Here is a 26,947-nt window from a genome sequence, read left to right on the forward strand (position 1 = left end):
TATAACTATCCTCTGTTCATCATTAATTATGATATTAGTGAAACACTTTTATATTTTTAATATTTTTAAACCATAATTTATTTGCACATAAATACATGGCCGGATTAAAGTTAAAATGGAATTCAGATAAAATATTAAGTCTCTCAGCAATGAGTGTAAGTGTTTTGACCCTTATAATTTTTATCTATCAGACTAACTTAATGAGTAAGCAGAATTATCTGTCTATTTTGCCCTATGTGCAAATATCCACCTCAGATGATAAAGCTGAAAACACTTTTTCATTGGATATTAAAAATCACGGAGTTGGTCCCGCTATCATTGAATCTGTTATCATTTATTACAAAGGTGAAAAGCACGATCTTAGGGATTACGATAACTATTTATATAATTATCTCAAATCTGAAATGCCGGTTTTAGATAGTGTTAAATTCTTTTCCTCTTCAACCCTGGATAAGGGCATAGCCATTCCTGCTAATTCTAGCTATAACGTGTTTAGTGTACAGGATTCTGAAAAGGATTATAATTTGCTTACAACAAGCCTTGGGGAACTATTAAGGAATGGATTACGTTATGAAATTACATATCGATCAATTCAAAACGAACGCTGGATGATTTATAACAATTCAGAAGGACCGGAGAAATTAGACTAGGAGTTAGAGACTTTTAGTAAGCCGAATCCGAATATTTCATTCATTTTTCTACTTCAGAAAATATTTGCATCTTTGTTTTATCATGAAGTAATAGAAATTATGTTAGTAATAGATGTCATCGGGGTAGTTACCGAAAAATAATCTCCATCCCTGGAAGATTATATGACATTTCTTTCTTCAATTAATATAATTTCTATAAAATGACACATCAGAATAAAATTACATTCAATAAACTTTTCAGGTATTTTATTATAGCCATTACCGGTAAGGAAACCGAATTCACTACTGGTAGTATCCGTAAGGCAGTTTTTATGCTTTCCATACCCATGATTCTGGAAATGATGATGGAATCTATATTCGCTATTGTTGATATAGCCTATGTATCCAGGGTAAGTGTAAATGCGGTGGCCACAATAGGCCTCACGGAATCTGTTATCACCCTGGTATATGCTATTGCCATAGGCCTTAGTATGGCTGCAACTGCAGTCGTAGCAAGAAGGGTAGGTGAGAAAGACCTTAAAGGTGCCAGGCAAGCTGCTATGCAGGCAATTCTGTTGGGGATAGCAGTGGCTGTTTCTATAGGCGCAGTGGGCTTTCTATATTCTAAGGAAATATTAGCACTTATGGGTGGGGAACCCGACTTAATTGCCGAGGGCTATGGCTATACCAAATTGCTTATAGGAGGTAATATCACAATAGTTTTACTTTTTTTAATCAACGCTATATTCAGAGGGGCAGGTGATGCCTCTGTGGCAATGTGGACATTGGTTCTATCAAACGGACTTAATATTATCCTGGATCCTGTTTTTATTTTTGGCTGGGGTCCAATTCCTGAATTTGGTGTTATGGGAGCAGCTATAGCCACAAATATTGGTAGAGGTACTGCCGTAATTTTCCAGTTGGGGATCTTATTTTTTGGCTGGAGCAGAATTAAATTAGCAGTTAGTGATATCGTATTAAGAACAGGCGTAATGCTTAATCTTATAAAGGTTTCCTTGGGAGGTATCGCTCAATTTTTGATAGGTACTTCAAGCTGGGTCTTTTTAATGCGGTTAATGTCCGAATTCGGCAGCGAAGTATTGGCCGGATATACTATTGCTATTAGGGTTATGATGTTTACTTTCATGCCTGCCTGGGGAATGAGTAATGCGGCTGCCACATTAGTAGGGCAGAATTTGGGAGCGAAACAACCTGAAAGAGCGGAGAAATCGGTTTGGATTACCGGAAAATATAATGCCTATTTTATGCTGGCTGTTTCTTTAATCTATCTCTTTTTTGCTCCTGAAATAATAGGCCTTTTTACTAATGTTACCAGCGTTGTTGAGAATGGGGCACTTTGTTTACAGGTTGTTGCTGCAGGTTATATCTTTTACGCTTATGGGATGGTTGTCTCTCAGGCTTTCAATGGGGCAGGAGACACAAAAACTCCCACAAAGATTAATCTTATTGCCTTTTGGGCATTTCAATTACCCTTTGCTTATTTGGCCGCAATTACTTTTGAATTAGGTGCTCTGGGGGTATTTCTGGCCATAACACTTGCCGAAGTAATGCTGTCTGTAATCGCGATCATCTGGTTTAGAAAAGGCTATTGGAAAAAAGTTCAGGTATAGCCTATTTTTGTAACTTTATGCATTAATAGAATTCGTATGAAACATAACAATAAGGGGATTAATACAATATGCACCCATGTTGGTGAATTAAAGGATAACGAGTACAAAGGAGCTACTTCTCCCTTGTATATGAGCACCTCATATGCCTTTGAAGATGTGGATATTAAAAGGTATCCCAGATATTTCAACACTCCTAACCAAATGGCCTTGTCTCAAAAAATAGCAGCTTTGGAACATGCAGAGGATGCAATGATATTTGGAAGTGGAATGGCTGCTGTAAGTACAGCACTGCTTGCTTTTTTAAAGGCTGGTGATCATGTGGTATTGCAAAACATGTTATATGGAGGCACACAGAACTTGGTTACAAAACAATTTGAAAAGTTTGGGATATCATACTCATTTACTGAAGGTTTAAAATCATCAGATTTTGAAGCAAAAATCAAGGAGAATACAAAGGTTATTTATATTGAAACACCGTCTAATCCTTTATTGACCATCACAGATCTGGCCGCTGTCGCAAACATTGCGAAAAAGCACAACTTAGTCTCCATGATAGACAATACCTTTGCGAGTCCGGTAAATCAAAATCCAATTGATTTTGGTATTGACGTGATTATCCACAGTGCCACAAAGTATATGGGAGGACATTCAGATATTTGTGCCGGAGCTGTTGCTTCATCCAAAGTAAATATGGAGCGGATTTTTCAATTAGCAATAAATCTTGGCGGAAGTCTTAGCGATTATACCGTATGGCTGTTGGAGCGTAGTATAAAGACCATGGGGATTCGGGTCAAATGTCAAAATGAAAATGCAATGAGGCTTGCCGAGTATTTAGAGGGGAATGTGAATATTAAGCAGGTTAATTATCCCGGTCTGGCTTCTCATCCTGATCATGCTTTAGCCAAATCTCAAATGCATGGCTTTGGCGGGATGCTTTCCTTTGAACTTAAGGAGTCAATTGATGCTACTAAATTCCGAAAGGCACTTAAACTTATTAAATCTTCCATGAGCTTGGCAGGTGTCGAAAGTACTGTACTTTCACCAACTCAGACTTCACATGCGCTGTTATCGGAAGAAGATCGATTTAAGCAGGGAATTGCCGACGGATTAATTCGCTTTTCTATTGGTATCGAAGAACCGGAAGATCTAATAGCAGATATAGATCAGGCTTTGGAACAGGTAAAAGCCAAACAACCAGCTTTAAATAGTCAATAAATTACCAGATAAATACCAAATGAAGTTAGACATTTTAGTTTTCGGAGCACATCCTGATGATGCGGAGTTAGGAGCAGGGGCAACTATAGCCAAAGCCACTGCACAAGGCAAAAAAGTGGGGATAGTTGATTTGACCAGAGGAGAATTAGGCACCCGGGGATCTGCTGAAATCAGGGATAAGGAGGCCGAAAACGCAGCAAAAATATTAGGGATAGCCGTTAGGGAGAACTTGGAATTTGCTGATGGCTTTTTTAGGAATGATAAAGACCATCAACTGGCCGTAATTCAATTAGTGCGAAAATACCAACCAGACATTGTATTGTGTAACGCAATCAAAGACAGGCATATAGATCATGCCAAGGGAAGTAAATTGGTAAGTGACGCTTGTTTTCTTAGCGGATTGATAAAAATAGACACCAAGTTACCGGGTGATGACGAATGGCAGTTACCCTGGAGGCCTAAACAAGTTTATCACTATATTCAATGGAAAAACCTGGAGCCTGATTTTGTTGTTGATGTATCTGGATTTATTGAACTAAAAATGAAAGCTATTTCGGCTTATGCCTCACAATTTTATGATCCTGACAGTAAAGAACCCAATACGCCTATAAGCAGTAAAAACTTTACGGATAGTATTGCTTATAGAGCCAGGGATTTAGGGCGTTTGGTTGGGGTTGAATATGGAGAAGGGTTTACGACGGAACGTCATATAGGCGTTAAAAATCTCTGGGATATTTTTTAGACTGCCTGACTATAACTTTTCTCCCTTTTGGGGAGTGTGAAAAAGAAACAGCTACCTTTGCGCAGGGCACTTTCTACCCAAATGCTACCGCCGTTCTTCTCTACCATTTCTTTACAGAGAGCCAGTCCAAGACCTGTCCCTTTTTCATTAGCTGTACCATAGGTAGTGATATTCGAATTCTTTTCAAAAAGGTTCTTTACTGTAATTTTATCCATCCCAACACCTGTATCTTTAATTGAAACCTCCCATAGATTATCGCGTTCACGTGCCGATATAGTTATCATCCCATTTTGTGGTGTAAATTTTAAAGCATTGCTGATAAGATTCCTCACAACAATATCAATTTGATTGCTATCAGACCATGTAAGTGTATTTTCCACAAGCTCGCTTACAATTTTTATTGACTTCTTTTTCGCAATTTCAGAAAGTAATTTAATATTTTCAGAAACCAGTGATTCAAGAGCCATGATTGAAGGCTTGGTTACAGAACCGTTCATCTGGGTATGTCCCCAGCTAAGTAGGTTATTTAAGGTAAATGAAATGTGATCAACGTCTTCCCTTAATTTAGGAACAAACTCTAAAAATTCATCAGTCTCAATATCGCCATCAGCATAAAGCCTTAACAGTTCTTGAAGAGCCCCTACAGGACCTCGAAGGTCATGTCCTATTATAGAGAACAATTTAGTTTTTGTTTCATTACTGTCCTGCAATTCAGATTCTCGTTTTTCCAGAATTTCTTTTTTGGCCTCTAGTTCCTTGTTAAGTCGTTTTTGGATTTTCTCTGCCCGATATACCAAAATTATAATTATTATAAACACTACTAATATGGCTAGTGCTGCTATGATATAGCGCTGTTGTTGAGCTAATGCTTTTTCATTTTCCTCTATAAGCGTTTGCTTCTGTTTATCATATTCAGTTTTGGTTTTAAGCATGGTTAAACTCTTCTTATTCTCATTTCTGGACAAGGTATCAGAAAGTTTTTGATAGAGTTCATGAAAGATTAAAGCCTCTGAGTAGTTCTTTTTATTTTTATTTATTCTGTAAAGAGTATAAGCGCATTTTTGAGTCCCTTCCATAAACTGTATTCTGTCAGATATTGCATAAGCCTGAAGTGCAATTTTCTCAGAAATACTATCCTTACCCTGCCCTAAATATGCCTCAGCCATTCCATTATAGAGGTCAATTTTACCACGGTTATCATCCAGATCTCTATGTAATAATTCGCTCTGGTTATACCAATAAAGAGCCCATTTATACTTATTTTCTTTTAAATATATTTTGCCTTTAATTTCGTAGGTAAATGCCAGCCAATCTATTATTTTGTGCTTTTCAAAAATGCCAACGCTTGAATTAATATTAAACATTGCATAATCTAGTTTACCCATATCTGCATAGACTGAGGCCAGATTACTTAAGGTTTCTGCTATAATAATCTCATTTCCTAGCTCCCCATTAATTTTTTTGACTTTTTTGTAAAAATCCAGGGATTGTTCATAGTCCTTTTGTGAGGCATATAGGTTGGCGATGTTCTCATTCATAATGGACAACATCTCTTTATCGTCTATTTCTTCCGCAATTTCAATTGCTTCCAGGTAACCCGTTAAAGCATGGGCATAGTTACCTTTATAAGCATTTTCTCCAGCAAGATTGTTAATGATTCTAAGGCTTAGATCTTTATTTCCAAGTTCTTTGGCAATCTCGTGAGCTACTTCATAATTGTAAATCGCTTTATCAGAATCTCCCTTATCAGAAAAGTAATCCCCCAAACGAAGTCTGGATCTGCATTCGCCTTCTTTGTAACCAGAATCAATACTTAATTGAAGCGCCTCTTTGGAAAGGAGTAACAGGCTATCAGTATTATAATATCTAAGTTGTGACCCTAATTCATTCAAGAGGTCGATATAAAGGGTGTCTTTTTTAGAAAAGTCTTTATGGGCCCTAAGTTCCCGGATACTGTCTTTGTATTTTTTTTGCAGTTCCTGCTGAGCATAGGCATCTGTAATGCTGCAAATAATGAGTATAACAATTGCAGCATGCTTAATGACGTCTATAAAATGTTTCCGGATGTAGGTCAAAATAAAGGGCATGGGTTACTAACCAGTTCTATAAATAAAATTACAGCTGTGATGCCTAATGGTCTAATTTATGTTGTGAAACGCCGAATTTTGTGTGTTTTATCGACCTTACCGTGCATTTCATCGGTATTTTTAAAAATATTGATGATTTTTCGTTGATTTATGGCGATGTTGGTTTATGGTCTAAACCATGGTACAGCTCTAAAAATTTCAGGAGTTTAGTTTGAAACAATGGGTAAAAAAAATTACCTTTGCCAGCGCTTACAAATGGTGGTTGTAGCTCAGCTGGTTAGAGCGCTGGATTGTGGTTCCAGAGGTCGCCGGTTCGAACCCGGTCTTCCACCCTTAATAATTGTTTAAAGCCCTGTCATTATTGATGGGGCTTATTTTTTGCGTTCCTCCTGGTCTACTTTAACAAAAACTGTAAAAGAATGAAATGTACTGGCTGGTCAATACCTTTATTTGGAAGGGGTAATATCTACCTCAACACGATCTTCCCTGTTTGCAATTTCCCAGGCTGTGTAAAAGATTAGTCGCGAACGACTTTCCAGCGCATCATAGTTTATTTTATTCGGTGTGTCTCCAGGTCTGTGATAATCTTCATGTGTACCACTAAAATAAAAAATGACTGGAATATTATTTTTCGCAAAATTGTAATGGTCGCTTCGGTAATAATAACGATTGGGATCATTTTCATCGTTATAAGTATAATCTAATTTCAGCTGCGAATATTTGTCATTAACATCTTCCGACAGTTCATGAAGCTCCTTACTTAACTTATCAGAACCAATAAGATAGACATAATTTCCGTCACGCTCATATTTAGGATCAATGCGTCCAATCATATCTATATTGAGGTTGGCAACAGTTTGAGAAAGAGGAAAAACAGGATCATTATCTGTATAGTACTTTGATCCAAGCAATCCTTTTTCCTCACCGGTAACATGCAGGAATACTATAGATCGTTTTGGTCCGTTACCGGAATCTGCAGCCAGTTTAAAAGCTTCGGCAATTTCAAGCATAGCAACGGTTCCGGAACCATCGTCATCTGCACCATTATTAATGTCACCATTGTTATTAACTCCTATATGATCTAAATGTGAAGATATGACTATAAACTCATCGGGTTTTTCAAAACCACGAATAACTGCCACAATATTTTCCGACGATACGGCCTCATTATTGCTTTTAATATTAAGAGATATGGGCTGTGAAATTATTTTGGAAGTCCGCTCTTGTTTAATGGCAGGGAATAAATCTTTTATCATGGTTTCGTTAAGCAGAACTAATGCCGCATTGTGTTCTTCAAGCTTTAGTTCCATCTTCATTTTATCACCCCCTTTCAAATAGTCATAATATCTTTTATAACGCCCGTAATTGTCAGGATCATAATAAAGTACGCCTTTCACTCCTTTACTTCTGGCTAATTTTAATCTGGCCGCAGCAGCATCAGACTTATTACTCCAAACAGATTTTTTAGAACTTCCTGAAATCAGATAGGTGCCGTCTTCATTCACAGGCTCTCCGGACTTTATTAATATAAGCTTCCCCGATACGTCTAATCCTTCATAATCTGAGTAAACCTGGTCTTCTATCCCGTAGCCTGCATAAACAATTTCACTAAAATCTCCTTCAATAGGTGTAAATGTTAAAAAATCGGTTCCTAACTCATATTCAGTTGTTCCCGCCATTATAGCACCAACAGGCAATTTGGGAAATTCCAACGGAACTTCCTGAAAATAGTTACCATCTTCTTTTGCCGCAGGGATATCCATTGCCTCATAATTAGATTTTAGGTATTCTGCCGCTTTTTTTTGTCCCGGTTGCCCTGTTTCTCTACCCTGAAATTCATCTGATGCATAGATATATAAATGTTCCTTAAGCTCTTTTTCGGTAATTGTTACTGCATAGCCCCGTGGATCTAAAGTTACATTTGCAGAAGTAGTATCGGTTAGTTCTGCAACTGTTTTCTGAGATGAGTTACAGGCAAAAAAAAGGGCAAAGAGAATTAATGATATTTTTTTCATAGAATTAGAATGCTAAACTTTAGAAAATTCCCCAAAAATAGTGAAAAGAAAATGAATTATAATGCGGGATAAAGAAACTAAATATTTGAATTTCACAAACCTAAAATAAGATTCGTGTACCATTTCGGTGATGCAAAAATGAAGGTTTACAAATATGAATTATACAAGTCATTCCACCGGATAAATATTTAGTAACAAAACCTAAAATCTCACTGCAAAAACTACTATTATCCAACTTTGCAGATCATATTTAATGAGAATATTTTGTACATTTAGAGATTAATTTTTTCGTTATAAAATTCTATTAATTATAATAATAAAACCGGGTTATGAAATTATCTTATTGCAAATATTTATTAGTTTTTGGTTCTTTATTATTTGGAGCTAATTATGGCACATATGCTCAGGAGCAATCTCTTGGGTCCATGGTTTCAAAAAAAGTGGGCTTATACGTTTTTCCTGCCAAAGACCAAAGTGCTGAGCAACAAGCACAGGATGAGTCTTATTGCTATAAATGGGGCGTTGAGCAAAGTGGCATAGATCCTTTAAATCCTCCACAAGTACAAGCGCAACAAGTGCAAACTGGTCCGGACGGTGCTGCCGTTGGCGGCGCAGCCAGGGGAGCATTAGCAGGTGTGGCCATTGGTGCAATTGCTGGCGATGCCGGGAAAGGTGCAGCTATTGGTGCTGCGTCCGGTGCTATGGCAGGACACAGAGCAAGCAGGATAGGCCGGTCACAACAACAACAGGCAAACAACCAGGCGGCAGGCCAGGCAGAAGCAGATATGATAAATAGCTTTAAAAAAGCTTACAGCGCATGCCTTCAAGGAAAAGGGTATACTGTTAACTAATAACCAAAACCATATAATTATTAAATCAATTATTATGAAGATTACTTCTATAAAAAACTATTTCAACACCCTTTTTATGTTTTTGTTGATGGCGAATGCCTTTGGCCAGAATATGGAGGAGAATCTGAACTTATTGTTGATACGTGAAGATAAAGTATCGCCTGCAATGGCAGATGAGTATGAAATGTCTCTGGCGGATCTTAAAAATTACCTGACTGATAACCAGGTAACGGGATTCAACTATTTTACACATATACAGGATAATTTTGAGTTTGTACATATAGTTCCCTTAAATAACCTGGAGGAGCTAAGTGAAGGAACCCGTGAGGCTCTGATAAAGAGGGTTAACAAGCCTGAGTTGAAACTCATCATGGATTATTTTGACCTCTCTTTAGACTCTTACAGGCATTATGTTGTTCAATATAAACCTGAATTATCTTATGTTCCTTCTACCCAACAATGGGATGAGGGCAATACGTACAGGAAATGGCATTATTATCACTTCTACCCCGGATCAGAAGAAGAAGTTGAAGAGATACTTGCCGCATATAAACATTTGTATGAAACGAAGAATGTGGAAATGGGATTCAGAGTATTTGCCGGTCAAATAGGATTAGAGCGCCCGTCGTATATTTTGACAACCTGGGGTAAATCTCCTTTGGACTATCATCAGAACCTGGAAAAAACTTCAGAAATGTTAGGAGATAGCGGTGCCTTATTATGGTCTAAATTGATGGAATTAGTAAAAGAAGCTAAAATTACAGAAGGCTGGTATCTGCCTCAGTATTCTTTTGCTCCTCAATTGAAGATGGCTGAATAAACAGGCCATTATTTTGTGTTAACAGATATTTTAGGAATATAGTAAAGGCCCAATGGGATTTATAGAATACCATTGGGCCTTTACATTTGTTAATTTTCATGCTTATCCCACTTATCAAAATAAATGGCCAGAAATAATGAGAAACTTCTATTTAGGGGGTTGCACCGGATATTTCTTCATTAATTTCTTTACCCCTTTTGGAATAGTTTTCTCCCTTTTCTTTGGATTCTCATTAATTGTTTTGCTAGAGATACCCTGCCATATTAATTTTTTAGATTCCCCATCATAGACACTAACGACAAAAGTACCAACCTGATAATCACTTTCAGAATAACTAGTGGTAGCTGACCCCATGCCTATACCGCCACCATATCCCATACCATAGCCATAGCCCCATCTTCCGCCATATCCCATGCCACCTGTATAATTGGTGTATGCCGTTGTACTTGTTTTTTGATCTATAACAAGATATAAGGTTACAGCTAATTCACCTCCCTGTTCTACAAAGGTGAGATTCCTCATTTCGAATTCTTTGCCAAAACTATCCAGGATTCTTTGTTTATCCAGATCGTTGATCAGCTGGTCACTATTATCCTGCCAGCCTAAGAATGTAATTGTTTTAAACTTGGTAAAATCTACTGTTTTGTCATAATCGCTGGTTACCTGGGCGTAAATTTGGCTAATGGTCAAAAAAGCCACTAAAAAAACAGAGAAACTAATAATGAATTTTTTCATTGTTATTATGTTTTAAAGGAGTTAACATTTCTTTGAACTTATTCCGTAATTGTTACTATCCATCGCAATAGATAGATCAGAAATACAAAGATAAGACATAATGCTTAGACTTAAGATTCTTGGAATCAGGTCAATTTAACAATTATAAAAACAGTTATTATTTTCAAAAAGTGGAATATAAATATCATTCATAATTAACCTGCTTATTATCGTTGATATCGTGAAAGAACCATAAAACAGAAATAAGATGCCTACTGGTATTTGCCATTTTTTAACTCTTTAGCCTGGCAAATGATCAAAAAAACGTGGAATTAGCAATCATAGAAATCCGGTGTTGATTTTGTTATTTATTATTAAAAAAGGCTACAAATATGCTCCTGCCAAATTTATTGAGTTTTAAAACGGCAGTTATAATTTAATCTAATCGTATAATTTTCAAAACTAAATTTAGAGTTCTATCTTCGAATCAAAATAGAACGATTGAAAGTAAAAATGATTAAATATTTTAGGCTGAAAAAATTTAAACCTTCAATTTTTACGATCTTCCCTAATATACTATTGGCACTATTCCTGGCTGCTTGCAATGGGCTCGAGAAGGAGGCTTATGTAAAGGTAGGGCAAGAATATCACGAGGCTTCCTTTGTAGGCTCAGCATCGTGCATAGAATGTCACCAACAAGAATATGAATTATGGGAGAATTCACATCACGATCAGGCAATGAAAATTGCAGATTCTACCACTATACTTGCTAATTTTGATAACACCACATTTACCCACAAGGGAGTTAAAAGCTCCTTTTTCAAAAAAGCAGGCGATTATTTTGTAAATACGCAAGGGGAGGACGGGAATTATTCTGATTTTAAGATTGTTTATACCTTTGGCTATACCCCATTACAGCAATATATTGTGCAGTTTCCAAACGGGGAATACAATTGCCTGCTTACTGCATGGGATACGGTTGAGCAAAAATGGTTTCATCTTCAACCCGATCTGGACATCAAACATGATGAATGGATCAATTGGTCCGGGGGGAGTCAGCGTTGGAATACCATGTGCGCTGATTGTCATTCAACGGACCTGCGTAAAAATTATGATTTGGCTGCAGGAGTATACAATACGACTTTTAGCGAAATAAATGTGGCATGTGAGGCATGTCATGGCCCTTCAAGTGCACATGTATCCTTCTATAATAAACAAGAGGAAAATGAAGCAAATGGTGTTTTGCCCCCTGAAATGTACATGGGTAGTTCTGTGCCACCCAAAGAGTTGGTAGATAAATGTGCCAGGTGTCATTCCAGAAGAACAAACTTGACGCCGTATTTTGATTATACCGGTAATTTTATGGATCACTATTTTCCAAGAATGTTGGAAGATCCTTTATATGAATTGGATGGACAGATACGAGACGAAGTTTATGTGTATACTTCCTTTCTTCAAAGCAAAATGTACGGGCTTGGGGTATCCTGCAAGGACTGCCATGACGTACATTCCCTTAAATTAAAAAAGCAGGGCAATGACTTATGCTTAACATGCCATGTTCCGGATAAGTATAATACACCGGATCACCATTACCATGCAATGAATACAGATGCAGCTCTATGTGTTAACTGCCATATGGACGGTAAATTGTATATGGTGAATGATTACAGAAGAGATCATAGTTTTAGGATACCAAGGCCAGATCAATCTGTAAAATACAGTACGCCAAATGCCTGCAATAAATGTCATGCGGATAAGACGGCCAAATGGGCGAGCGACTTTATAGTAGACAAATACGGCCCTGAAAGAGCGGATCATTTTTCTGATCATTTACTAAAAGGGTATACTGAAGACAATCAGGAATTCAAAAAGGTTTTTTCCGATAAAAAATATCCCGAAATAGCCCGGGCTACAGCTATAGGACTTTATGCTAATACTTCAATTTCATATGAAGAAATACTTGATTTAACCAGGTATTTAAATGATTCATCAGTGTTTGTCAGAAATCAGACTGTAAGAGCACTAGAGACGATTGGAAGCAGCGACTTTTCGCCACAGGTTATTCCTTTATTAAAGGATTCTGTACGAGCGGTACGCATTTCAGCAGCGCACTACTTCAATACTATTGACAGAACCAGTGTGGAACAATTGGAGGAATTTAAGAAGGCGAGCGGAGAGTATTTAACGGAACTTAATTTAAATTCTGATTTTCCTGCCGGTTTACATCAATTAGGGGTCTATCACCAAAGCCTTGGAGATTCGGATAAGGCTCTTGAGTTTTATGAGAAAGCAGTTTTAGAGGATAGCTATAATAACAGGTCCCGCATAAATCTGGCCCTAATTTATTTCCAAAAAGGACTGGTAGCTGAAAGCGAGGCTACGTATTTAAAGATTATTGAACAGGAACCCGATTATAGTTATCCCTATTATATGTTGGGCTTACTATACAACGAAACGAATAGAACGGATAAGTCATTAGAATATTTGGCTGCAGCCTGTTCCAAAGAACCACCAAATGCAAATGCTTATTACAATTATGCTCTTATGCTTCAGCAGAAAAATAATAATAATGAGTCTATCGAGATAATTGAAACCGGATTAAAAACGTTCCCTTATGATGAAAGATTACTATATATAAAGCTCTTAGCTGAAATTAATTTGAATCAGTTAAATAGTGCGATGAATACATGTCGCCTCTTACTTCAAATCAATCCAAATAACAGAGATTATCAGTCAATACTGCAAAGGCTACAGCAGGGTTCCTGATAACATTAGGGTAGTACCGTCTTATTTTGATAAAATGGATTGTTTTTATACCTTAAATAAACTTTCTGCAAATCATTTAGGAAAAAGTCAAAGCTTTACAAAAATTGGGTATACCAGGCAACAATTAATATACTAACTCCATTATAATTGGAGTTCCTTCCTTGAAAATTCCTACCCCACTACCTGTCTTTCTGAAATAAACGGTTGATGGTAATGACGTTGTCCTGTTGCTTTGTACAAAGCATTGGCAAGTGCTCCCATAATAGGAGGGAACGGTGGTTCTCCAAGACCAGTTGGGTCTATGTTGTTTTGTACGAAATGTACGTCAATGGCTTTCGGTGCTTCACTATGGCGAATTAGCCTATACCTGTCAAAATTATTTTGCTCTGGCACCCCATCCCTGAAAGTGATGGCACTATACATGGCATGACCAATACCATCAACTACACCACCCTCGGCCAGGTTAATGGCAGCATCAGGATTTACGACGATGCCACAGTCTATGGCACAGTACACTTTTTGTACTACAGGTTTACCATTCTTAATGACCATATCCAATACCTGAGCAACATAGCTGTTATGGCAAAAATAAGCAGAGACACCTCTATGGACATTTGAAATATCTTTGCCCCAGCCCGACTTTTCTTTAACCAACTCCAATACTCCGGCATAACGGCTGGCTTCGTAATCATTGTTTTCACCTACGGGATTTTCCTGGGCACGGTTCAATAACTCCAGCCTAAATTCAATAGGATCTTTGCCGGCTGCATCGGCTACTTCGTCCAGAAATGATTGCTCAGCGCCTGCTATAAAGTTAGATCTTGGTGCCCTGAATGCCCCAACAGTAATATTTGAATCTATAGTCCAATCCTCGGCCAGGTAATTCTCTACTGCTCCTGCCGGGAAGCGGTTTGCAGCCAGGGGACTTTCGGGAATACCGCCGGTTCGCACATGAAAAGCGATTAGGTTATTATCTGCATCCAATGCTGCTCTGTAGTATGCATGATAAGATGGACGGTAAACTCCCATTGTCATATCATCTTCACGTGAGTAGACCAGCTTAACAGGTGCTTTCATTTTCTGAGAAATCACCGCTGCCTCCGTAAGAAAATGTCCGTAAAGCCGCCGTCCAAAACCACCGCCCATACGCGTCATCTGAATATCCACTTTCTCCAGGGGCATCCCTAATCTTTCTGCGACACTTCGTTCCATGAATTCCGGGGTCTGTACCGGTCCAACAAGCTCTGCACCGTCTTCAGTAACATTTGCAAAGAAATTCATCGGTTCCATAGTGTTATGGGCGAGAAATGGACAGGAGTAGCTCCGTTCAATGACCTTTACCGCCTTTTTAAAGGCTGCTTCAGGGTTACCATCTTTGCGAACTACCTTCCCCGGTTTAGCTGCCAGTTCAGACATTTTTGCATTATGAGAATCGGTGTTTTCCATTCCTGCAGGAAAGTTTAGAGTCATTGACCGGCCGAAAAGACTCATATTTGTTGTAGTATCAGGTGCTTGTTCCCATTCTATTTGCACAGCTGTTTTTGCGTTCATAACTTCCCATGTCGTATTGCCAACCACCACCACGAGATCTGTAAAGGCACTATTGTCAAAAGCGCTTTTTTCGTAATCTTCATTGAATGTCTTAATAGTGAATACGTCTTTAATTCCGGGCATAGCCTTTGCCGAAGTAGCATCAATAGATTTTAGTTTCAAACCAAAAGCTGGCGGGTGTGCAATCATGGCGATAAGCATCCCTTCCTTTTGATAATCTAATCCATACAACGGTTTTCCGGTTACAATATTAAGACCATCCACATTCTTTCGGGAGGTGCCAATAATTGTGAAGTCCTTTATATCTTTTAGCGCTACTTCCTCAGGAACGGGAATTTTGGCAGCAGCGGAGGCCATTTCGCCATAGCCGGCCGATTTGCCGCTATTCTTATGTGTTAAAACACCTTTATCTGTGGTAATTTCAGCTACGGGCACTTGCCATGCCTGGGCTGCGGCCTCTTTTAGCATTTGTCTTGCAGTGGCCCCGGCCATGCGTAAACTCTGCCATCCCTGTCTTATGGACTGGCTACCTCCGGCTAACTGACGGGTAAAAATAGCCGTATTCAAGGGGGCCTGTTCCACAAGTACGCTATTCCAGTCTATATCCAATTCCTCTGCTACAATCATAGGCATGGATGTCTTAACATTTTGCCCAATTTCAGGGTTAGGAGACATAATCGTGACCATACCATTTTCTCCAATTTTCAAATACCCATTGATGGTAAACCATTCTTTTGGCATATTCAATACTTGTTCCGGAGTTGGCTTACAGGAAGCGAGCCAACTAAAACCAAGCACCATTCCACCGCCGGCAAGTGCGGTACTTTTTAAAAAGGAGCGTCTGTTGTATGTTGTTTTAACGATTGTCATTTTCTGTGATTTTATTTGTGCTTTAATAGTGAATGTCCAGATGAGGTCATCCGATCATGTCATAAAAACTATGCGTTTTCAGTTTTCGCTGCAGTCTTGATTGCCGCTTTAATTCGCGTGTAGGTGCCGCAGCGACAAATGTTGCCATTCATAGCGGCCTCAATTTCTTCATCGCTGGGATTGGGATTGTTCTTAAGAAATGCGCTTGCAGTCATAATTTGACCTGCCTGACAGTATCCGCACTGGGGGACGTCATGTTCCAACCAGGCTTTTTGTACAGGGTGATCACCCTTTTCGGATAATCCTTCAATAGTAGTGACAGACTGATTGCCTACCGAAGAAACGGGTAATTGACAGGAACGTACCGCAACACCGCTAACATGGATTGTGCAGGAGCCACATTGCGAAATACCACAACCGTATTTTGTGCCTACTAAATTAAGATGTTCCCTCAGAACCCAGAGCATTGGTGTTGCCGGGTCTACATCTATTTGCTGTGTTTTTCCATTGATATTCAAGCTAAAATTTGCCATGATAATAAGATGAGTGAATAATATGTTCAAAGTAGGGATTTTAACAATATCATCAAAGATTTTAATTAAATTATTTCCTGTGAATTGCTAACAAATAGGTGCTTTCAAAAGATAAAAACCAGGAATAATTAAAAGGATTTAGTTGTTCAATAACAATTGGGGTTTATGGCAAGAATTGGTGAATCCAAGAAACAAAATGTTTTGCAGGGACAAAGCTGTATTTTAAAAGAACCCATTTCATTATAAAAATGACCCCTATACTATTATTTTATATCTATGCTACACATATTAATGCCTATAGACTTGCTCTATTATAAAATTATCACAATCAATAGAATACACTTTAATATAGCGATCTGTTTTATTAACTTTAAAGAGTGTTAAAAAAAATGTTTGCTATGGATTTAATAAATGAAGCACTTGCCTTTGAGAAAGCCAAAATGAATAATATGTCTACTAGTGACAGGGTGGCTGCAACAAGAGAAGCGAAACGTCTGATATTAGCTTTAAACGAGATTTATAAGAAATCTAAGGATACCAATCTTATGGATATAATGAAACGTTTAACAGTAAAGAAGAAAAAAATTGAGATACGCTTAAAAGGCAGACCTGATACAGCATTTTAAGTTTTGAAGTTGAATGTATTATGAACCGGGTTATAGCCCCGTTGTACTGATCCAGCGACAGTGTATTTTAGAGATGGCTTGAAGCCGAGAAAGCAGGTGTTGCTCCTCCGATAGTTCTTGAAGCCACACTTCAAAAATCACTTCAATATACTTCACCGGAACATCTTAAGGGATATGAGGCCATTTTCTAATTACATTCAGATGTCAGTTCTTTTAATTAAATAGAACTTGAAATCGTTTCAAGAATGCCTAATGCTGCTCTTTCTCCTGCAATCATTGCGGCGTTCAATGAACCATTCAGTTGCGTATCTCCGGCAAGAAAAATACCTGTAGTCAATCTGGTTTCTGACGGATGCATTTCGTATTGTAATCCATCCAGTATTGGCAGAGCCTGAGTTATGCAATAGTGTTTTATAAACGTATAAGAATCTGAACCACAATATTGTTGAAGTTCTTTTTGAATTCGCATTATTAATGCTTCTTCCGATAAACCGTGTTCCTTTACTACGGTAACAGATAATAATTCCTTCTTGCCTATTGATTCTGACGCCAGACTAGTATGGTAAAAAATATTATTAATAAGGGCATCACTATCAGAAATAAGACCAATAAGCGGTTTCTCAATAGTTCTATTATTAGTTTCAAAATATAACGTATCACAAGATTTCCACTTAGTCTCTTTATTTTTTAGATTTAATACAAGTACACCGGGTTCTGTAGCGATGATTGTAAAGTGGCTCTCCAGTTCTGTTCCTTCTGCAAGAAATATTTTGTGGTCTTCCACAGATTTGACCTTTGTGTTGAATTGAAAGGTCGTTTGTTTTAAATTTTCCTTTAGTTGTTTTGGGATAGCTTCAATACCAGCTTTAGGCAATGTGGCAAAGCCTTCTCCAAACATTTTATAAACAAATTCAAACATTCTGCTTGATGTTTCCAATTCAGGTTCGAGGAATATTCCACTAAAGAAAGGTTTAAAGAATTGAGAAATCATTTCCTCTGAAAAACCGAAATCCAATAAATATTGAAATGTTGTTTTTTCAGTTTTTTCGAAAGTTTCAGTTAAGGTCACTTTCTTTAAAAGTCTGTTTAGCCTGAGTACTTTCAATTTGTCCGAAAACGTTCCAATACCCGAAAACAATGTTGGAATGAGTAAGGATAAATTTCTTAAAGGATCACCAATATTTTTTTTCTTACCATTATGAAAGATAGTTGCTCCAGGAATAAATTTCTGTAATTCCAATGCGTCGAGATTCAAATATTTCTGTGCTGCGGGATATGCCGTAAGTAATACCTGAAATCCGTGATCTAATTGGTAACCGTCTATTATATCTGTTTTAACTCTTCCACCAACTCTGTCGGTAGCTTCAATAATAACAGGACTATAACCATTATCTTCTAAAACTCTCGCAGCTACAAGTCCGCTTACTCCGGCGCCAATGATATGTATTTTATAGTCTTGTTTATTCATATCTATTATTGTTTACTATATTTTCGTAAATGATAATGAAAATTAGTGTTTTTATTATTGTCAAATATTCTAAAAGCATACCGTTCAAAATCAGACCAAAAACCAGAAAGAATTTTTAGTTACAGCTTGTTATATATACTCCAACAGAATATAAGTGTCCATAAGATTGTTCGCAACCAATTCCGTTTCACTAATTGTTTCAGGAGTGTTATGTTGCTGTTATTTTTAAATATTTGATTATGGATAGGAACAAATTGTAAAAAGGTGGAAGCCCAAACTGCAATTACTAATGTAAGACTAACGATTGTTTCAATGGCCTGAAATTGGACCAATTGAATAACAGCAAGAATCAATTGACCAAACATTAAGGGAATTACTATTAAAGAAAGTCTTGAAGTATAGTGTTTATGCCATTTCATTAAATTATCCTTTTCATAATACAGAAAACCAGGATATACAACGAGTTGTATCATCCAAATAAGGACAACAAGTCCTGCGTCAAAAAGCAATCTTATCGTATCTGTTTCCATAGGTAATACTAGAGCTTGGTTAAATATTTTTCTGCATTATCGATATGTTGTTGCCGTTTTTCAACAGGCATTTTATCAAACATCGAAACGAGCATTCCTAATCTTGGGTTTTGTTTAAAAAAACTACGGTGCGTATCCATAAATCGCCAAAAGAGCCCATCCCATATCGCTTGCCATTCGCCTTTTTTGTAGTCGCTCATTTTCAATAAGTAGTTGCTGCCACTTATATAGGGTTTTGTGGCCATTAGTCCACCATCTGAAAACTGACTCATTCCATATACATTTGGTACCATTACCCAATCATAACTATCTATGAAGAGTTCCATAAACCAGCGGTACACTTCATCCGGGTCGAATTCGCATAATAACATAAAGTTACCCAATACCATCAAGCGTTCTATATGGTGGCAATAGCCCGTCTGTAGTAATTTTTTGATAGTTTGATCCACAGGATAAATACCAGTTGTTCCATCATAAAATGATTTAGGGATCTTTTTGTTAAATCCCCAAAAGTTACGCGTGCGTTCATCGCTTCCCCGGCTCTCATAAATGCCACGTATAAACTCGCGCCAACCTATAATTTGACGTACGAAACCTTCTAAGGAATTGAGGGGTATGTTATTCGCTTTTGCAAAAGAGATACTTTGCTCTATTACTTCTTTTGGCGTAATCAATCCTACATTGAGGATTGGTGTTAATACGCTGTGATTTAAGATGGAATACTCTGCAACTATAGCGTCTTCATATGTACCAAATTCAATAAAACGTTGTTCTAGAAACTGTTGAAACCACTTTTGGCTTGTTTCAAAATTTGCAGGATACATAGCGTGTTCTGTGAGTTGACCTACGTTATTTGAAAAATTTGCGGCTACATAGTCACAAGCCTCTTTATAAAACCTGTCAACATCTGGAAACTGTATGGCCGGAGGTGTCTTTTTTGCCGGATATTTTTTTCTGTTTTCGGTATCAAATGTCCATTTACCGCCTGCAGGCTTTCCGTCATAATCAATAAGAATATGCCTTTTAATTCTCTGATCTGTATAAAAGGAGGTTTGATGGTATTTCTTTTTATCACTTCGGAAAAAGGGTTGCAAATCTTCTTTAGTATTTAAGAATAATGGGGAATCGAAGACAGTTCTTTCTATGGTATGGCAGGTACATTCTTTTACAATTCGCTTTTGTAGCCAATTGTCAACCGGGTCGATATAGTTAATGTTTGTAACACCCTTTAGTGCCAGGTGCGGAATTAGTTTTCGGATATCAGAAATATGCTGTGTTGATTCTATATAGACAACATCAATATTTTTAGAAGTCAGGAAGACTTCATAATGCTTCATTGTAGCTCTATGAAAAGCTATTTTCTGTTTATGGAAATTGTATTGTTTAAAAAATAGAAACTCTTCAATTAGATATATAGTAAGACCATTCTCTAAAAGTGGAGAACGTTGAAAAAGTTGATGAGGAAAAATAATATTGATGGCTTCTCGATTCAAAATGCAATTTCTTTTTTACATTTTTTCCAAAAAGCAAAGAAAGATTGATAGTAGCCTCTTACAGAAAAAATCCAATCTCTTTTGGTTTCAATGCCCTTGTAATGTTTGTTTAATGGATGCTCTTTATAATAGATGCTCCCAAATTTATAAGCAGTCGTAAGTTCATTAAATTCTCCCACATATAGTTGCATATTCCCTATGTTTTTTGAAAGGTCAATTATAAAATCAATAGTCTTTTGAGACACAGGATATTGCTTAAAATGCGAAGGTTCCAGCAAGAGAATTCGATTTGCAGAAAGCTCCTTTTTCCAAATGGGGTCTAAGTTGTAGAAATTATAAATAAGCGCTGGAAGTGCTGTATTTATTTTTATGGGTTTTTGCTCAGGAAGTGGTGTTGTTAACTCTAAAATTTCCGAAGCAAGCAGCACCTCTGGTATGGGTAAGTTTTCAAAATCATCATAGGATATATCAAGAAAAGTTCCTGTTTGATTACTATGGCAAAATTTATTGATGTTCTCCTGATTTGCATAATACTTCTTATTGCTGTTTGTGCCTGCCACCCATTGCCAACTAAGAGCATTGCTTGCCCAATCTGCATCTAGCAAATGATAGTACATCCATTGCGCAGGTGCTTTCCAATGGTTTTGAGCTACATTGCAGGCAATCGATGCAATGTACATTCGTAAATGATTATGCAGGTAGCCGGTTTTGTAAAATTGATCAATAGCATTGTCGATAGCTTGAATACCCGTATCCGCAGCAGGCAAAGCCATAGAAAGCCCCTTGGTAATAACTGGCACTTGTAGTTGCTTTAAGTCTTGATTAATAGCATCGCCTTTGGCAATCCATACCAGTTGCCAATAATCCCGCCACGCTAATTCTTGAACAAATTTTAAAATAGAATCAAGATGAAAACCACGCTTTAATAATTCTTGATAGACAAACTTAGTGGAAATAACACCTCGAGAAATATAAGGCGATAGATAACTTACTGCACCATCCAGATAGTTTCTAGACGGGCCATAGGCAACTGGATCTATTGTTGCTATTCTCTCGAGTATAGCTTCAAATGTTGTTGGAAAATACGCTTTTGTATTTGTTTTATCATACATTAACGCTTACTTATTTTATTACCGGAAATAGCTCTTTGTCTCGAGCATTTAAAGCGCGTGATATCTTCGCTTCGTTTTTTTAAGTGTTTTGTACTTACGCCACTATTAACACGTTTTCTCCAGCGTTTAAAACTAGATTCCTTAAGATTGCCACGCATCAATTTAATAACTTCTTTTTCTGGCAGTCCAAACTGAAATTCTATGGCTTCAAAGGGTGTTCTGTCTTCCCAGGCCATTTCGATGATCCTATCTAATTGTCTTTCTGTCAGTTCTTTTTCCAATATAATTTCTAAACTACTTTTTCCCAAATTTGATCAGTATTTAAATAGAAACTTCCCAGTGAATTAAAGTTGCATTGATCCGGTGCGATAATGGATAAAAAAGTCTCGTTATTATCTCTTTTGTATAAATGATAGACCTCACCTATAAGGGGTTCAAAGGTAAACTTTGCGCTATAAATCAGGTTGTTATATTCAAATTCTTGCATTAATTGCTCATACTGCGCTCTTATTTCCAGATATCTTGTTTGAACCCTGTGGTTCAGGTTATTAATGCTTCTGTTTTTCCAAGCAATAGTATCTGGTGTTGTAATTACCGGTGCGCCAACATTCGTCGCGTATGGTTTTAGAAAAGCATCGTATTTTTGCATTTCATTATCAAAAACAACACTATCTGGTTTCTTTTTATCGGTCATCTATAACTCTTGCGCTTCTATTTTTTTCATAATCTCTTCCGCTTCATAAGCCTTTTGGTCGCTTAATTTTCTGTTACTGGTAGAAAGATCATAGGATTCTTTCATAAGCTTTTGATATTGCTCGTGTAACTTATCTTTTTCTGATTTCTTTTTAAATAATCCAAACATATAGCAGATGTTAAATGCGATTCCTTACTTGGAAGCATCGCTCAAAGATACAAAATGTTTAACTAAAAATAATATATGTTAAACAAAAAATTATAATGACCCCAACTGGCCTCTGAATTTTTGTAATTAGCTTTTGTATGGTTCGTAAATCCCAAACGGGAGTTCAATGAAACAAAACACTTTGCTTACACGACCCTGTTTTTGATTTACTCCGAAATTTCAAACGTTGTTTGATTTCTCCTTAAAACAAAAACGCTTCATCTGATTGATGACGCGTTTTATTTGCGGAGGAAGAGGGATTACCTTTGGTGCTCCCTACAACCTCACATCCTGCAAATGTAACTTCCAACCCTTGCAGGATTGACATCTTAAAATTAAAAATCCCATTCAAGCGAGCTTGATGGGATTTTTTTCTTTCAAGCTGTAACGAAGTTACGCTTGGTTGCGGAGGAAGAGGGATTCGAACCCCCGGAGGTGTGACCCTCAACAGTTTTCAAGACTGCCGCATTCGACCACTCTGCCATTCCTCCCTTAATGCGAGCGCAAATATACTAACCTTTTTTATACCTTAAAAAGTTTGTTGACGATTTTCTTCTGCCGTTTATAGTATTATTTATTTGCGACATCCTATTTTTGCCACATGGAAGAATGGTATCATTATGTACTGCTCGTACTAGTAGGATTTGTAGTTGGTTTTATTAATACGGTAGCCGGCGGGGCATCTTTAATTTCATTGCCTTTTTTAATCTTTTTGGGATTACCTCCCAGTGTGGCTAATGGAACCAACAGGGTAGCCATTGTAATTCAGACCGCAATAGGTGTAGCCGGATTTAAGAGTAAAGGCGTCTCCACTTTTCCATTCAATATTTATTTGGGGATCTCAGCGCTTTTCGGATCTATTTTGGGTGCAAGCATCGCCGTAGATATTAAAGGTGAAACATTCAATAAAATTTTAGCTATTATCATGCTCGCAGTGGTATTGATAATTGTTTTTAAACCTAAAATTAGTCTAGAGGATCTTACAGAACGTCTTACCGGTAAGTATTTATGGGTAGGTATTATTGCGTTTTTCTTTATCGGAATTTATGGCGGTTTTATCAATGCCGGAATTGGCTTCGTAATTCTATTGTTTTTACATTACTTTAACCATATGTCCCTTGTGAGAGCCAATGCTACCAAGGTGGCCGTTGTATTTATCTATACTCTTTCCGCTCTTGCGGTCTTCATTTTTAACGATAAGGTCATATGGGAAGTTGGATTGGTATTGGCCATTGGTAACGGGGCAGGAGCGTGGTTATCGAGTAGAATATCAGTTGGGAAAGGCGATGGATATGTGAAAATGTTTTTGATATTTATGGTCATAATTATGGCAATCAAATTATGGTTTTTTAATTGAAAAATAAATGGCAGATATAATTAAGGATTTGGAATGGCGTTACGCGGTAAAAAAGTTTGATTCTTCCAGAGAGATAGAAGTTTCTAAACTGGAAAGAATAAAAAAGGCATTTAATCTTACCGCTACTTCATATGGGCTGCAACCAATAAAAATGGTAGTACTTAAAAATAAGGACCTCCAGGAAAAATTGGTTCAATTTTCATACGGTCAGGAGCAGGTTGCCCAGGCTTCACATGTTCTGATTTTGTGCATAGAGAAGAAAATAGATGCCGACTATATCTCCGGGTATTTTAAAAAGGTAAAGGAAATACGAGGAACCAGTGATTCTGTTTTAGAACCATTTAAAAATGCTTTAGTAAGCGAATTTAACAAAATGGATTCTAAACAAATTGAACATTGGGCGACTAATCAGGCTTACCTGGCCATGGGGAATTTACTAACCATATGTGCCGTAGAACAACTGGATGCTTGTCCAATGGAGGGTTTTATTCCGGATAGCTATGATGAGTTGTTAAATTTAGGTTCAAAAGATCTAAGGTCTGTTCTCGTTCTTCCCATAGGATACAGAGCGGAAGACGACATGTTTTCCGAATTTAAGAAAGTCAGACGCGATATGGAAAATAGTATTATTTACATATCTTAGGCGTAGAAATTGCAAAATAAACGAGTATAAATCAATATCATAATAAATTAAATACTGCTATGCCAGGTTTTGAACTATTTGGAGATAAAGAAAGAGATCAAGTAAAGGATGTACTGGATTCGGGCGTACTCATGCGCTACGGGTTTGACGGTATGCGAAATGGCCATTGGAAAGCCTTGCAGCTTGAAAAGGAACTGGCAAAACGAATGCAAACAAAGCACGCACAGCTGGTAAGCAGTGGTACGGCAGCTTTAACTGTTGCCCTGGCAAGTGCAGGAATAGGAGCTGGTGATGAAGTCATCATCCCGAGTTTCACATTTGTGGCCAGTTTTGAATCTATTCTCGCTTTAGGAGCGATCCCTGTCATGGTTGATATTGATGATACACTTACCCTGGACCCCTCCGCTGTTGAGAAAGCAATTAACCCAAATACCAAGGTTGTTATGCCGGTTCACATGTGTGGATCTATGGCCGATTTAGGTGCCCTGAAAGTAATTTGTGACAGACATAAACTTATATTGCTTGAAGATGCCTGTCAGGCAATAGGAGGAACCTATGAAGGAAAACCCCTGGGAAGTATTGGAGATCTGGGTTGCTTTTCATTTGATTATGTGAAAACAATTACTTGCGGTGAAGGTGGGGCTATGATTACCAACAATGAGACTTACTATAAAAATGCCGATCATTATTCAGATCACGGGCATGACCATGTTGGAAACGACAGGGGAGCAGAAAGCCATCCTTTTCTGGGTTATAACTACCGGATTTCTGAGCTTCATGCCGCTGTTGGGTTAGCTCAAATTGCGCGTCTGGATGATTTTCTTGCAATTCAGAAGAGAAATTATTCAATTTTAAGAAACGCCCTGGAGCCTATTGAAGGAGTCAGCTTCCGAAGAGTCCCGGAGGGTGGTGTTGAGAATTATTCATTTCTGAATTTTTATCTTCCTTCGGAGACCATCACCCAGAAAACACATGCGGCATTTGGTCCTGCGGGTGTGGATGCCTGTTTTTACTGGTATAATAACAATTGGCACTATTATAAGAAATGGGATCATCTTAGAACTATGAAATCTTTAGCTCCGGTGGCAAGAGAAGTCCTTGATGGAATTCCGGATTATCCTGAGGGACATTTTAAACAATCAGATCATTGGATGGGCAGAACCATATCATGTCTTATAAAACTCGGATGGGATGAGGATGAAGTAGCCAAAAGAGCTGAATTGATGGCCGCAATAATAAAAAAGGAATTATAAACTTTAATTAATAGGGAGAATAATCTACAATCTCCAGGCCATAACCAACAATACCTACTCTTTTTGCCTGGTCACTGTTGGTCATAAGTCGCATTTTGGTGATATTCAAATCATGGAGGATTTGCGCTCCAATTCCAAAATCGCGGGTATCCATTTCAATTTTGGGAGCCTTAATAATTCCATTTTTTTGATTTTCCTGCAATCCTTTTAAACGTTTAAGAATATTATAGGACTGGCTTTGTTGATCTATAAATACTATGGCTCCCTTACCTGCTTCATTAAGCGCTTTAAACATATCATCTAATTTCTTATCCGCATTATGCGTAAGGGTACCCAGAATGTCATTATTTACCAAGGTAGAGTTTATCCTTGTAAGCACAGGATCGTCCAGCTCCCAGTTACCTTTGGTTAGTGCGAGGTGAACCTGTTCGTTGGTTGTTTGCTGATAGGCGTGTAAAGTAAAATGTCCGAAACGGGTTTCCACTTCAAATTCCTCTCTTTTAACTATTAGGCTATCATGGCGCATTCTATAGGCAACCAGGTCTTCAATGGAAACAAGTTTAAGGTCGAATTTACGGGCGACTTCTACCAAATGCGGCAATCGTGCCATTGTACCATCTTCATTCAGAATTTCTACAAGGATCCCGGCAGCTTCAAATCCGGCTAATCGGGCAAAATCTACAGCAGCCTCAGTATGCCCTGTTCTTCTCAGAACTCCACCATTCTTCGCTCTTAAAGGGAAGATGTGTCCTGGCCTACCCAAATCCTGTGGCTTGGTGGTATTATTTACAAGGGCCTTTATTGTTTTTGCTCTGTCCTGAACAGAAATTCCTGTAGTACAACCATGTCCTATTAAATCTACGGATACTGTAAACTGAGTATGATGTAAGACCGTATTGTTCTCTACCATCATTGATAAATCCAACTCCTCACAGCGTTGTTCTGTAAGTGGCGCGCAAATAAGTCCGCGTCCGTGCTTGGCCATGAAGTTGATCATTTCAGGGGTAACTGCTTCAGCGGCGGCAATAAAATCGCCTTCATTCTCGCGATTTTCATCATCTACTACTATAATCACCTTTCCATTTCGTATGTCTGTAATGGCCTCTTCAATAGTATTTAATTGGATTTTATCTTCCATAG

At 37.7% G+C, this 26,947-nt stretch carries 24 protein-coding genes, 2 tRNA genes and 1 pseudogene; 13 read left to right on the top strand and 14 right to left on the bottom strand.

Annotation, left to right across the window (positions count from 1 at the left end):
* Nucleotides 1-95: 95 nt before the first annotated feature.
* The 4 genes from Q0874_RS08440 to bshB1 all read left to right on the top strand — a co-directional run bounded on the left by Q0874_RS08440 (nt 96) and on the right by bshB1 (nt 4,217).
* A complete protein-coding gene (locus Q0874_RS08440; protein ID WP_299161855.1) occupies nt 96-650 on the top strand; it encodes a hypothetical protein in 555 nt (184 codons plus the stop codon).
* A gap of 200 nt (nt 651-850) precedes the next feature.
* On the top strand, nt 851-2,260 hold the full coding sequence (locus Q0874_RS08445; protein ID WP_299161858.1) for an MATE family efflux transporter: 1,410 nt from the start codon (nt 851-853) through the stop codon (nt 2,258-2,260).
* 36 nt (nt 2,261-2,296) lie between these two features.
* Entirely contained in the window at nt 2,297-3,475 is a 1,179-nt protein-coding gene (locus Q0874_RS08450) for an aminotransferase class I/II-fold pyridoxal phosphate-dependent enzyme (RefSeq protein WP_299161860.1), read from the top strand.
* Nucleotides 3,476-3,494: 19 nt separating this feature from the next.
* On the top strand, nt 3,495-4,217 hold the full coding sequence (gene bshB1 / locus Q0874_RS08455) for a bacillithiol biosynthesis deacetylase BshB1 (RefSeq protein WP_299161862.1): 723 nt from the start codon (nt 3,495-3,497) through the stop codon (nt 4,215-4,217).
* Here the strand turns inward: bshB1 and Q0874_RS08460 are convergent.
* Entirely contained in the window at nt 4,214-6,304 is a 2,091-nt protein-coding gene (locus tag Q0874_RS08460; RefSeq protein WP_299161865.1) for a tetratricopeptide repeat-containing sensor histidine kinase, read from the bottom strand. The genes bshB1 and Q0874_RS08460 overlap by 4 nt on opposite strands.
* 257 nt (nt 6,305-6,561) lie before the next feature.
* Here Q0874_RS08460 and Q0874_RS08465 point away from each other — a divergent pair.
* A tRNA-His gene (locus tag Q0874_RS08465) sits at nt 6,562-6,637 on the top strand.
* Nucleotides 6,638-6,750: 113 nt separating this feature from the next.
* On the opposite strand, the gene Q0874_RS08470 is transcribed toward Q0874_RS08465, so the two are convergent.
* The gene (locus Q0874_RS08470) at nt 6,751-8,319 is read right to left on the bottom strand and encodes a M28 family peptidase (RefSeq protein ID WP_299161867.1); all 1,569 of its coding nucleotides are present in this window, start codon (nt 8,317-8,319) and stop codon (nt 6,751-6,753) included.
* Between the two features lie 329 nt (nt 8,320-8,648).
* Between Q0874_RS08470 and Q0874_RS08475 the strand changes: the two genes are divergently transcribed.
* Together Q0874_RS08475 and Q0874_RS08480 are read left to right on the top strand one after the other, a co-directional pair.
* The gene (locus Q0874_RS08475) at nt 8,649-9,170 is read left to right on the top strand and encodes a glycine zipper family protein (RefSeq protein WP_299161869.1); all 522 of its coding nucleotides are present in this window, start codon (nt 8,649-8,651) and stop codon (nt 9,168-9,170) included.
* Between the two features lie 34 nt (nt 9,171-9,204).
* Nucleotides 9,205-9,990, top strand: coding sequence for a hypothetical protein (locus tag Q0874_RS08480; protein WP_299161872.1), 786 nt, complete (start codon nt 9,205-9,207; stop codon nt 9,988-9,990).
* A 147-nt stretch (nt 9,991-10,137) separates the two neighbouring features.
* On the opposite strand, the gene Q0874_RS08485 is transcribed toward Q0874_RS08480, so the two are convergent.
* On the bottom strand, nt 10,138-10,725 hold the full coding sequence (locus Q0874_RS08485; RefSeq protein WP_299161874.1) for a DUF4136 domain-containing protein: 588 nt from the start codon (nt 10,723-10,725) through the stop codon (nt 10,138-10,140).
* Nucleotides 10,726-11,205: 480 nt separating this feature from the next.
* Here Q0874_RS08485 and Q0874_RS08490 point away from each other — a divergent pair, with 480 nt between their 5' ends.
* Complete coding sequence (locus Q0874_RS08490; protein WP_299161876.1) at nt 11,206-13,470, top strand: tetratricopeptide repeat protein; 2,265 nt, start codon at nt 11,206-11,208, stop codon at nt 13,468-13,470.
* Between the two features lie 171 nt (nt 13,471-13,641).
* Here Q0874_RS08490 and Q0874_RS08495 read toward each other — a convergent pair whose 3' ends face one another.
* Nucleotides 13,642-15,891: a molybdopterin cofactor-binding domain-containing protein gene (locus tag Q0874_RS08495; RefSeq protein WP_299161879.1), complete on the bottom strand. Its 2,250-nt coding sequence runs from the start codon at nt 15,889-15,891 to the stop codon at nt 13,642-13,644.
* Nucleotides 15,892-15,959: 68 nt separating this feature from the next.
* Complete coding sequence (locus Q0874_RS08500; protein WP_299161882.1) at nt 15,960-16,424, bottom strand: (2Fe-2S)-binding protein; 465 nt, start codon at nt 16,422-16,424, stop codon at nt 15,960-15,962.
* Nucleotides 16,425-16,822: 398 nt separating this feature from the next.
* On the opposite strand from Q0874_RS08500, the gene Q0874_RS08505 reads away from it, so the two are divergent.
* Entirely contained in the window at nt 16,823-17,050 is a 228-nt protein-coding gene (locus Q0874_RS08505; RefSeq protein WP_299161885.1) for a hypothetical protein, read from the top strand.
* 83 nt (nt 17,051-17,133) lie between these two features.
* Nucleotides 17,134-17,241 (top strand): annotated as a pseudogene (locus tag Q0874_RS08510) (DUF2237 domain-containing protein); the annotation flags it as partial.
* 26 nt (nt 17,242-17,267) lie between these two features.
* Here Q0874_RS08510 and Q0874_RS08515 read toward each other — a convergent pair.
* The 8 genes from Q0874_RS08515 to Q0874_RS08550 all read right to left on the bottom strand — a co-directional run bounded on the left by Q0874_RS08515 (nt 17,268) and on the right by Q0874_RS08550 (nt 23,045).
* A complete protein-coding gene (locus Q0874_RS08515; protein WP_299161887.1) occupies nt 17,268-18,518 on the bottom strand; it encodes an NAD(P)/FAD-dependent oxidoreductase in 1,251 nt (416 codons plus the stop codon).
* Between the two features lie 119 nt (nt 18,519-18,637).
* Entirely contained in the window at nt 18,638-19,048 is a 411-nt protein-coding gene (locus Q0874_RS08520; RefSeq protein ID WP_299161890.1) for a hypothetical protein, read from the bottom strand.
* Between the two features lie 8 nt (nt 19,049-19,056).
* Entirely contained in the window at nt 19,057-20,541 is a 1,485-nt protein-coding gene (locus Q0874_RS08525; protein ID WP_299161892.1) for a cryptochrome/photolyase family protein, read from the bottom strand.
* On the bottom strand, nt 20,538-21,653 hold the full coding sequence (locus Q0874_RS08530) for an FAD-binding domain-containing protein (protein ID WP_299161894.1): 1,116 nt from the start codon (nt 21,651-21,653) through the stop codon (nt 20,538-20,540). The genes Q0874_RS08525 and Q0874_RS08530 overlap by 4 nt, the downstream gene beginning before the upstream one ends.
* On the bottom strand, nt 21,653-21,961 hold the full coding sequence (locus Q0874_RS08535; protein WP_299161896.1) for a TIGR03643 family protein: 309 nt from the start codon (nt 21,959-21,961) through the stop codon (nt 21,653-21,655). The genes Q0874_RS08530 and Q0874_RS08535 overlap by 1 nt, the downstream gene beginning before the upstream one ends.
* Entirely contained in the window at nt 21,943-22,347 is a 405-nt protein-coding gene (locus Q0874_RS08540) for a DUF2452 domain-containing protein (protein ID WP_299161899.1), read from the bottom strand. Before Q0874_RS08540 ends, Q0874_RS08535 begins: the two co-directional genes overlap by 19 nt.
* A complete protein-coding gene (locus tag Q0874_RS08545; RefSeq protein WP_299161902.1) occupies nt 22,348-22,515 on the bottom strand; it encodes a Lacal_2735 family protein in 168 nt (55 codons plus the stop codon).
* Nucleotides 22,516-22,960: 445 nt separating this feature from the next.
* A tRNA-Ser gene (locus Q0874_RS08550) sits at nt 22,961-23,045 on the bottom strand.
* Nucleotides 23,046-23,155: 110 nt separating this feature from the next.
* On the opposite strand from Q0874_RS08550, the gene Q0874_RS08555 reads away from it, so the two are divergent.
* From Q0874_RS08555 to Q0874_RS08565, 3 genes are read left to right on the top strand one after another with little or no spacing between them, the layout of a single operon-like run.
* On the top strand, nt 23,156-23,911 hold the full coding sequence (locus Q0874_RS08555; RefSeq protein WP_299161904.1) for a sulfite exporter TauE/SafE family protein: 756 nt from the start codon (nt 23,156-23,158) through the stop codon (nt 23,909-23,911).
* A gap of 7 nt (nt 23,912-23,918) precedes the next feature.
* Nucleotides 23,919-24,554 carry a nitroreductase family protein gene (locus Q0874_RS08560; protein WP_299161907.1) on the top strand — a complete coding sequence of 212 codons (636 nt, stop codon included), beginning with the start codon at nt 23,919-23,921 and terminating at the stop codon, nt 24,552-24,554.
* Nucleotides 24,555-24,613: 59 nt separating this feature from the next.
* Entirely contained in the window at nt 24,614-25,807 is a 1,194-nt protein-coding gene (locus tag Q0874_RS08565) for a DegT/DnrJ/EryC1/StrS aminotransferase family protein (protein WP_299161909.1), read from the top strand.
* A gap of 7 nt (nt 25,808-25,814) precedes the next feature.
* On the opposite strand, the gene ribB is transcribed toward Q0874_RS08565, so the two are convergent.
* Nucleotides 25,815-26,945, bottom strand: coding sequence for a 3,4-dihydroxy-2-butanone-4-phosphate synthase (gene ribB / locus Q0874_RS08570; RefSeq protein ID WP_299161912.1), 1,131 nt, complete (start codon nt 26,943-26,945; stop codon nt 25,815-25,817).
* Nucleotides 26,946-26,947 lie beyond the last annotated feature (2 nt).

This window comes from uncultured Eudoraea sp., from assembly GCF_947490415.1.
Lineage (GTDB): Bacteria > Bacteroidota > Bacteroidia > Flavobacteriales > Flavobacteriaceae > Eudoraea.

Bases quoted from the DNA above. Each gene is read 5' to 3' on its own strand.
- Q0874_RS08475 (WP_299161869.1), top strand. From the start codon at position 8,649: ATGAAATTATCTTATTGCAAATATTTATTAGTTTTTGGTTCTTTATTA.
- ribB (WP_299161912.1), bottom strand. From the start codon at position 26,945: ATGGAAGATAAAATCCAATTAAATACTATTGAAGAGGCCATTACAGAC.
- Q0874_RS08540 (WP_299161899.1), bottom strand. From the start codon at position 22,347: ATGACCGATAAAAAGAAACCAGATAGTGTTGTTTTTGATAATGAAATG.
- Q0874_RS08470 (WP_299161867.1), bottom strand. From the start codon at position 8,319: ATGAAAAAAATATCATTAATTCTCTTTGCCCTTTTTTTTGCCTGTAAC.
- Q0874_RS08450 (WP_299161860.1), top strand. From the start codon at position 2,297: ATGAAACATAACAATAAGGGGATTAATACAATATGCACCCATGTTGGT.
- Q0874_RS08445 (WP_299161858.1), top strand. From the start codon at position 851: ATGACACATCAGAATAAAATTACATTCAATAAACTTTTCAGGTATTTT.
- Q0874_RS08560 (WP_299161907.1), top strand. From the start codon at position 23,919: ATGGCAGATATAATTAAGGATTTGGAATGGCGTTACGCGGTAAAAAAG.
- Q0874_RS08555 (WP_299161904.1), top strand. From the start codon at position 23,156: ATGGAAGAATGGTATCATTATGTACTGCTCGTACTAGTAGGATTTGTA.
- Q0874_RS08440 (WP_299161855.1), top strand. From the start codon at position 96: ATGGCCGGATTAAAGTTAAAATGGAATTCAGATAAAATATTAAGTCTC.
- Q0874_RS08520 (WP_299161890.1), bottom strand. From the start codon at position 19,048: ATGGAAACAGATACGATAAGATTGCTTTTTGACGCAGGACTTGTTGTC.
- Q0874_RS08495 (WP_299161879.1), bottom strand. From the start codon at position 15,891: ATGACAATCGTTAAAACAACATACAACAGACGCTCCTTTTTAAAAAGT.
- Q0874_RS08485 (WP_299161874.1), bottom strand. From the start codon at position 10,725: ATGAAAAAATTCATTATTAGTTTCTCTGTTTTTTTAGTGGCTTTTTTG.
- Q0874_RS08505 (WP_299161885.1), top strand. From the start codon at position 16,823: ATGGATTTAATAAATGAAGCACTTGCCTTTGAGAAAGCCAAAATGAAT.
- bshB1 (WP_299161862.1), top strand. From the start codon at position 3,495: ATGAAGTTAGACATTTTAGTTTTCGGAGCACATCCTGATGATGCGGAG.
- Q0874_RS08545 (WP_299161902.1), bottom strand. From the start codon at position 22,515: ATGTTTGGATTATTTAAAAAGAAATCAGAAAAAGATAAGTTACACGAG.
- Q0874_RS08530 (WP_299161894.1), bottom strand. From the start codon at position 21,653: ATGTATGATAAAACAAATACAAAAGCGTATTTTCCAACAACATTTGAA.
- Q0874_RS08565 (WP_299161909.1), top strand. From the start codon at position 24,614: ATGCCAGGTTTTGAACTATTTGGAGATAAAGAAAGAGATCAAGTAAAG.
- Q0874_RS08515 (WP_299161887.1), bottom strand. From the start codon at position 18,518: ATGAATAAACAAGACTATAAAATACATATCATTGGCGCCGGAGTAAGC.
- Q0874_RS08480 (WP_299161872.1), top strand. From the start codon at position 9,205: ATGAAGATTACTTCTATAAAAAACTATTTCAACACCCTTTTTATGTTT.
- Q0874_RS08460 (WP_299161865.1), bottom strand. From the start codon at position 6,304: ATGCCCTTTATTTTGACCTACATCCGGAAACATTTTATAGACGTCATT.
- Q0874_RS08500 (WP_299161882.1), bottom strand. From the start codon at position 16,424: ATGGCAAATTTTAGCTTGAATATCAATGGAAAAACACAGCAAATAGAT.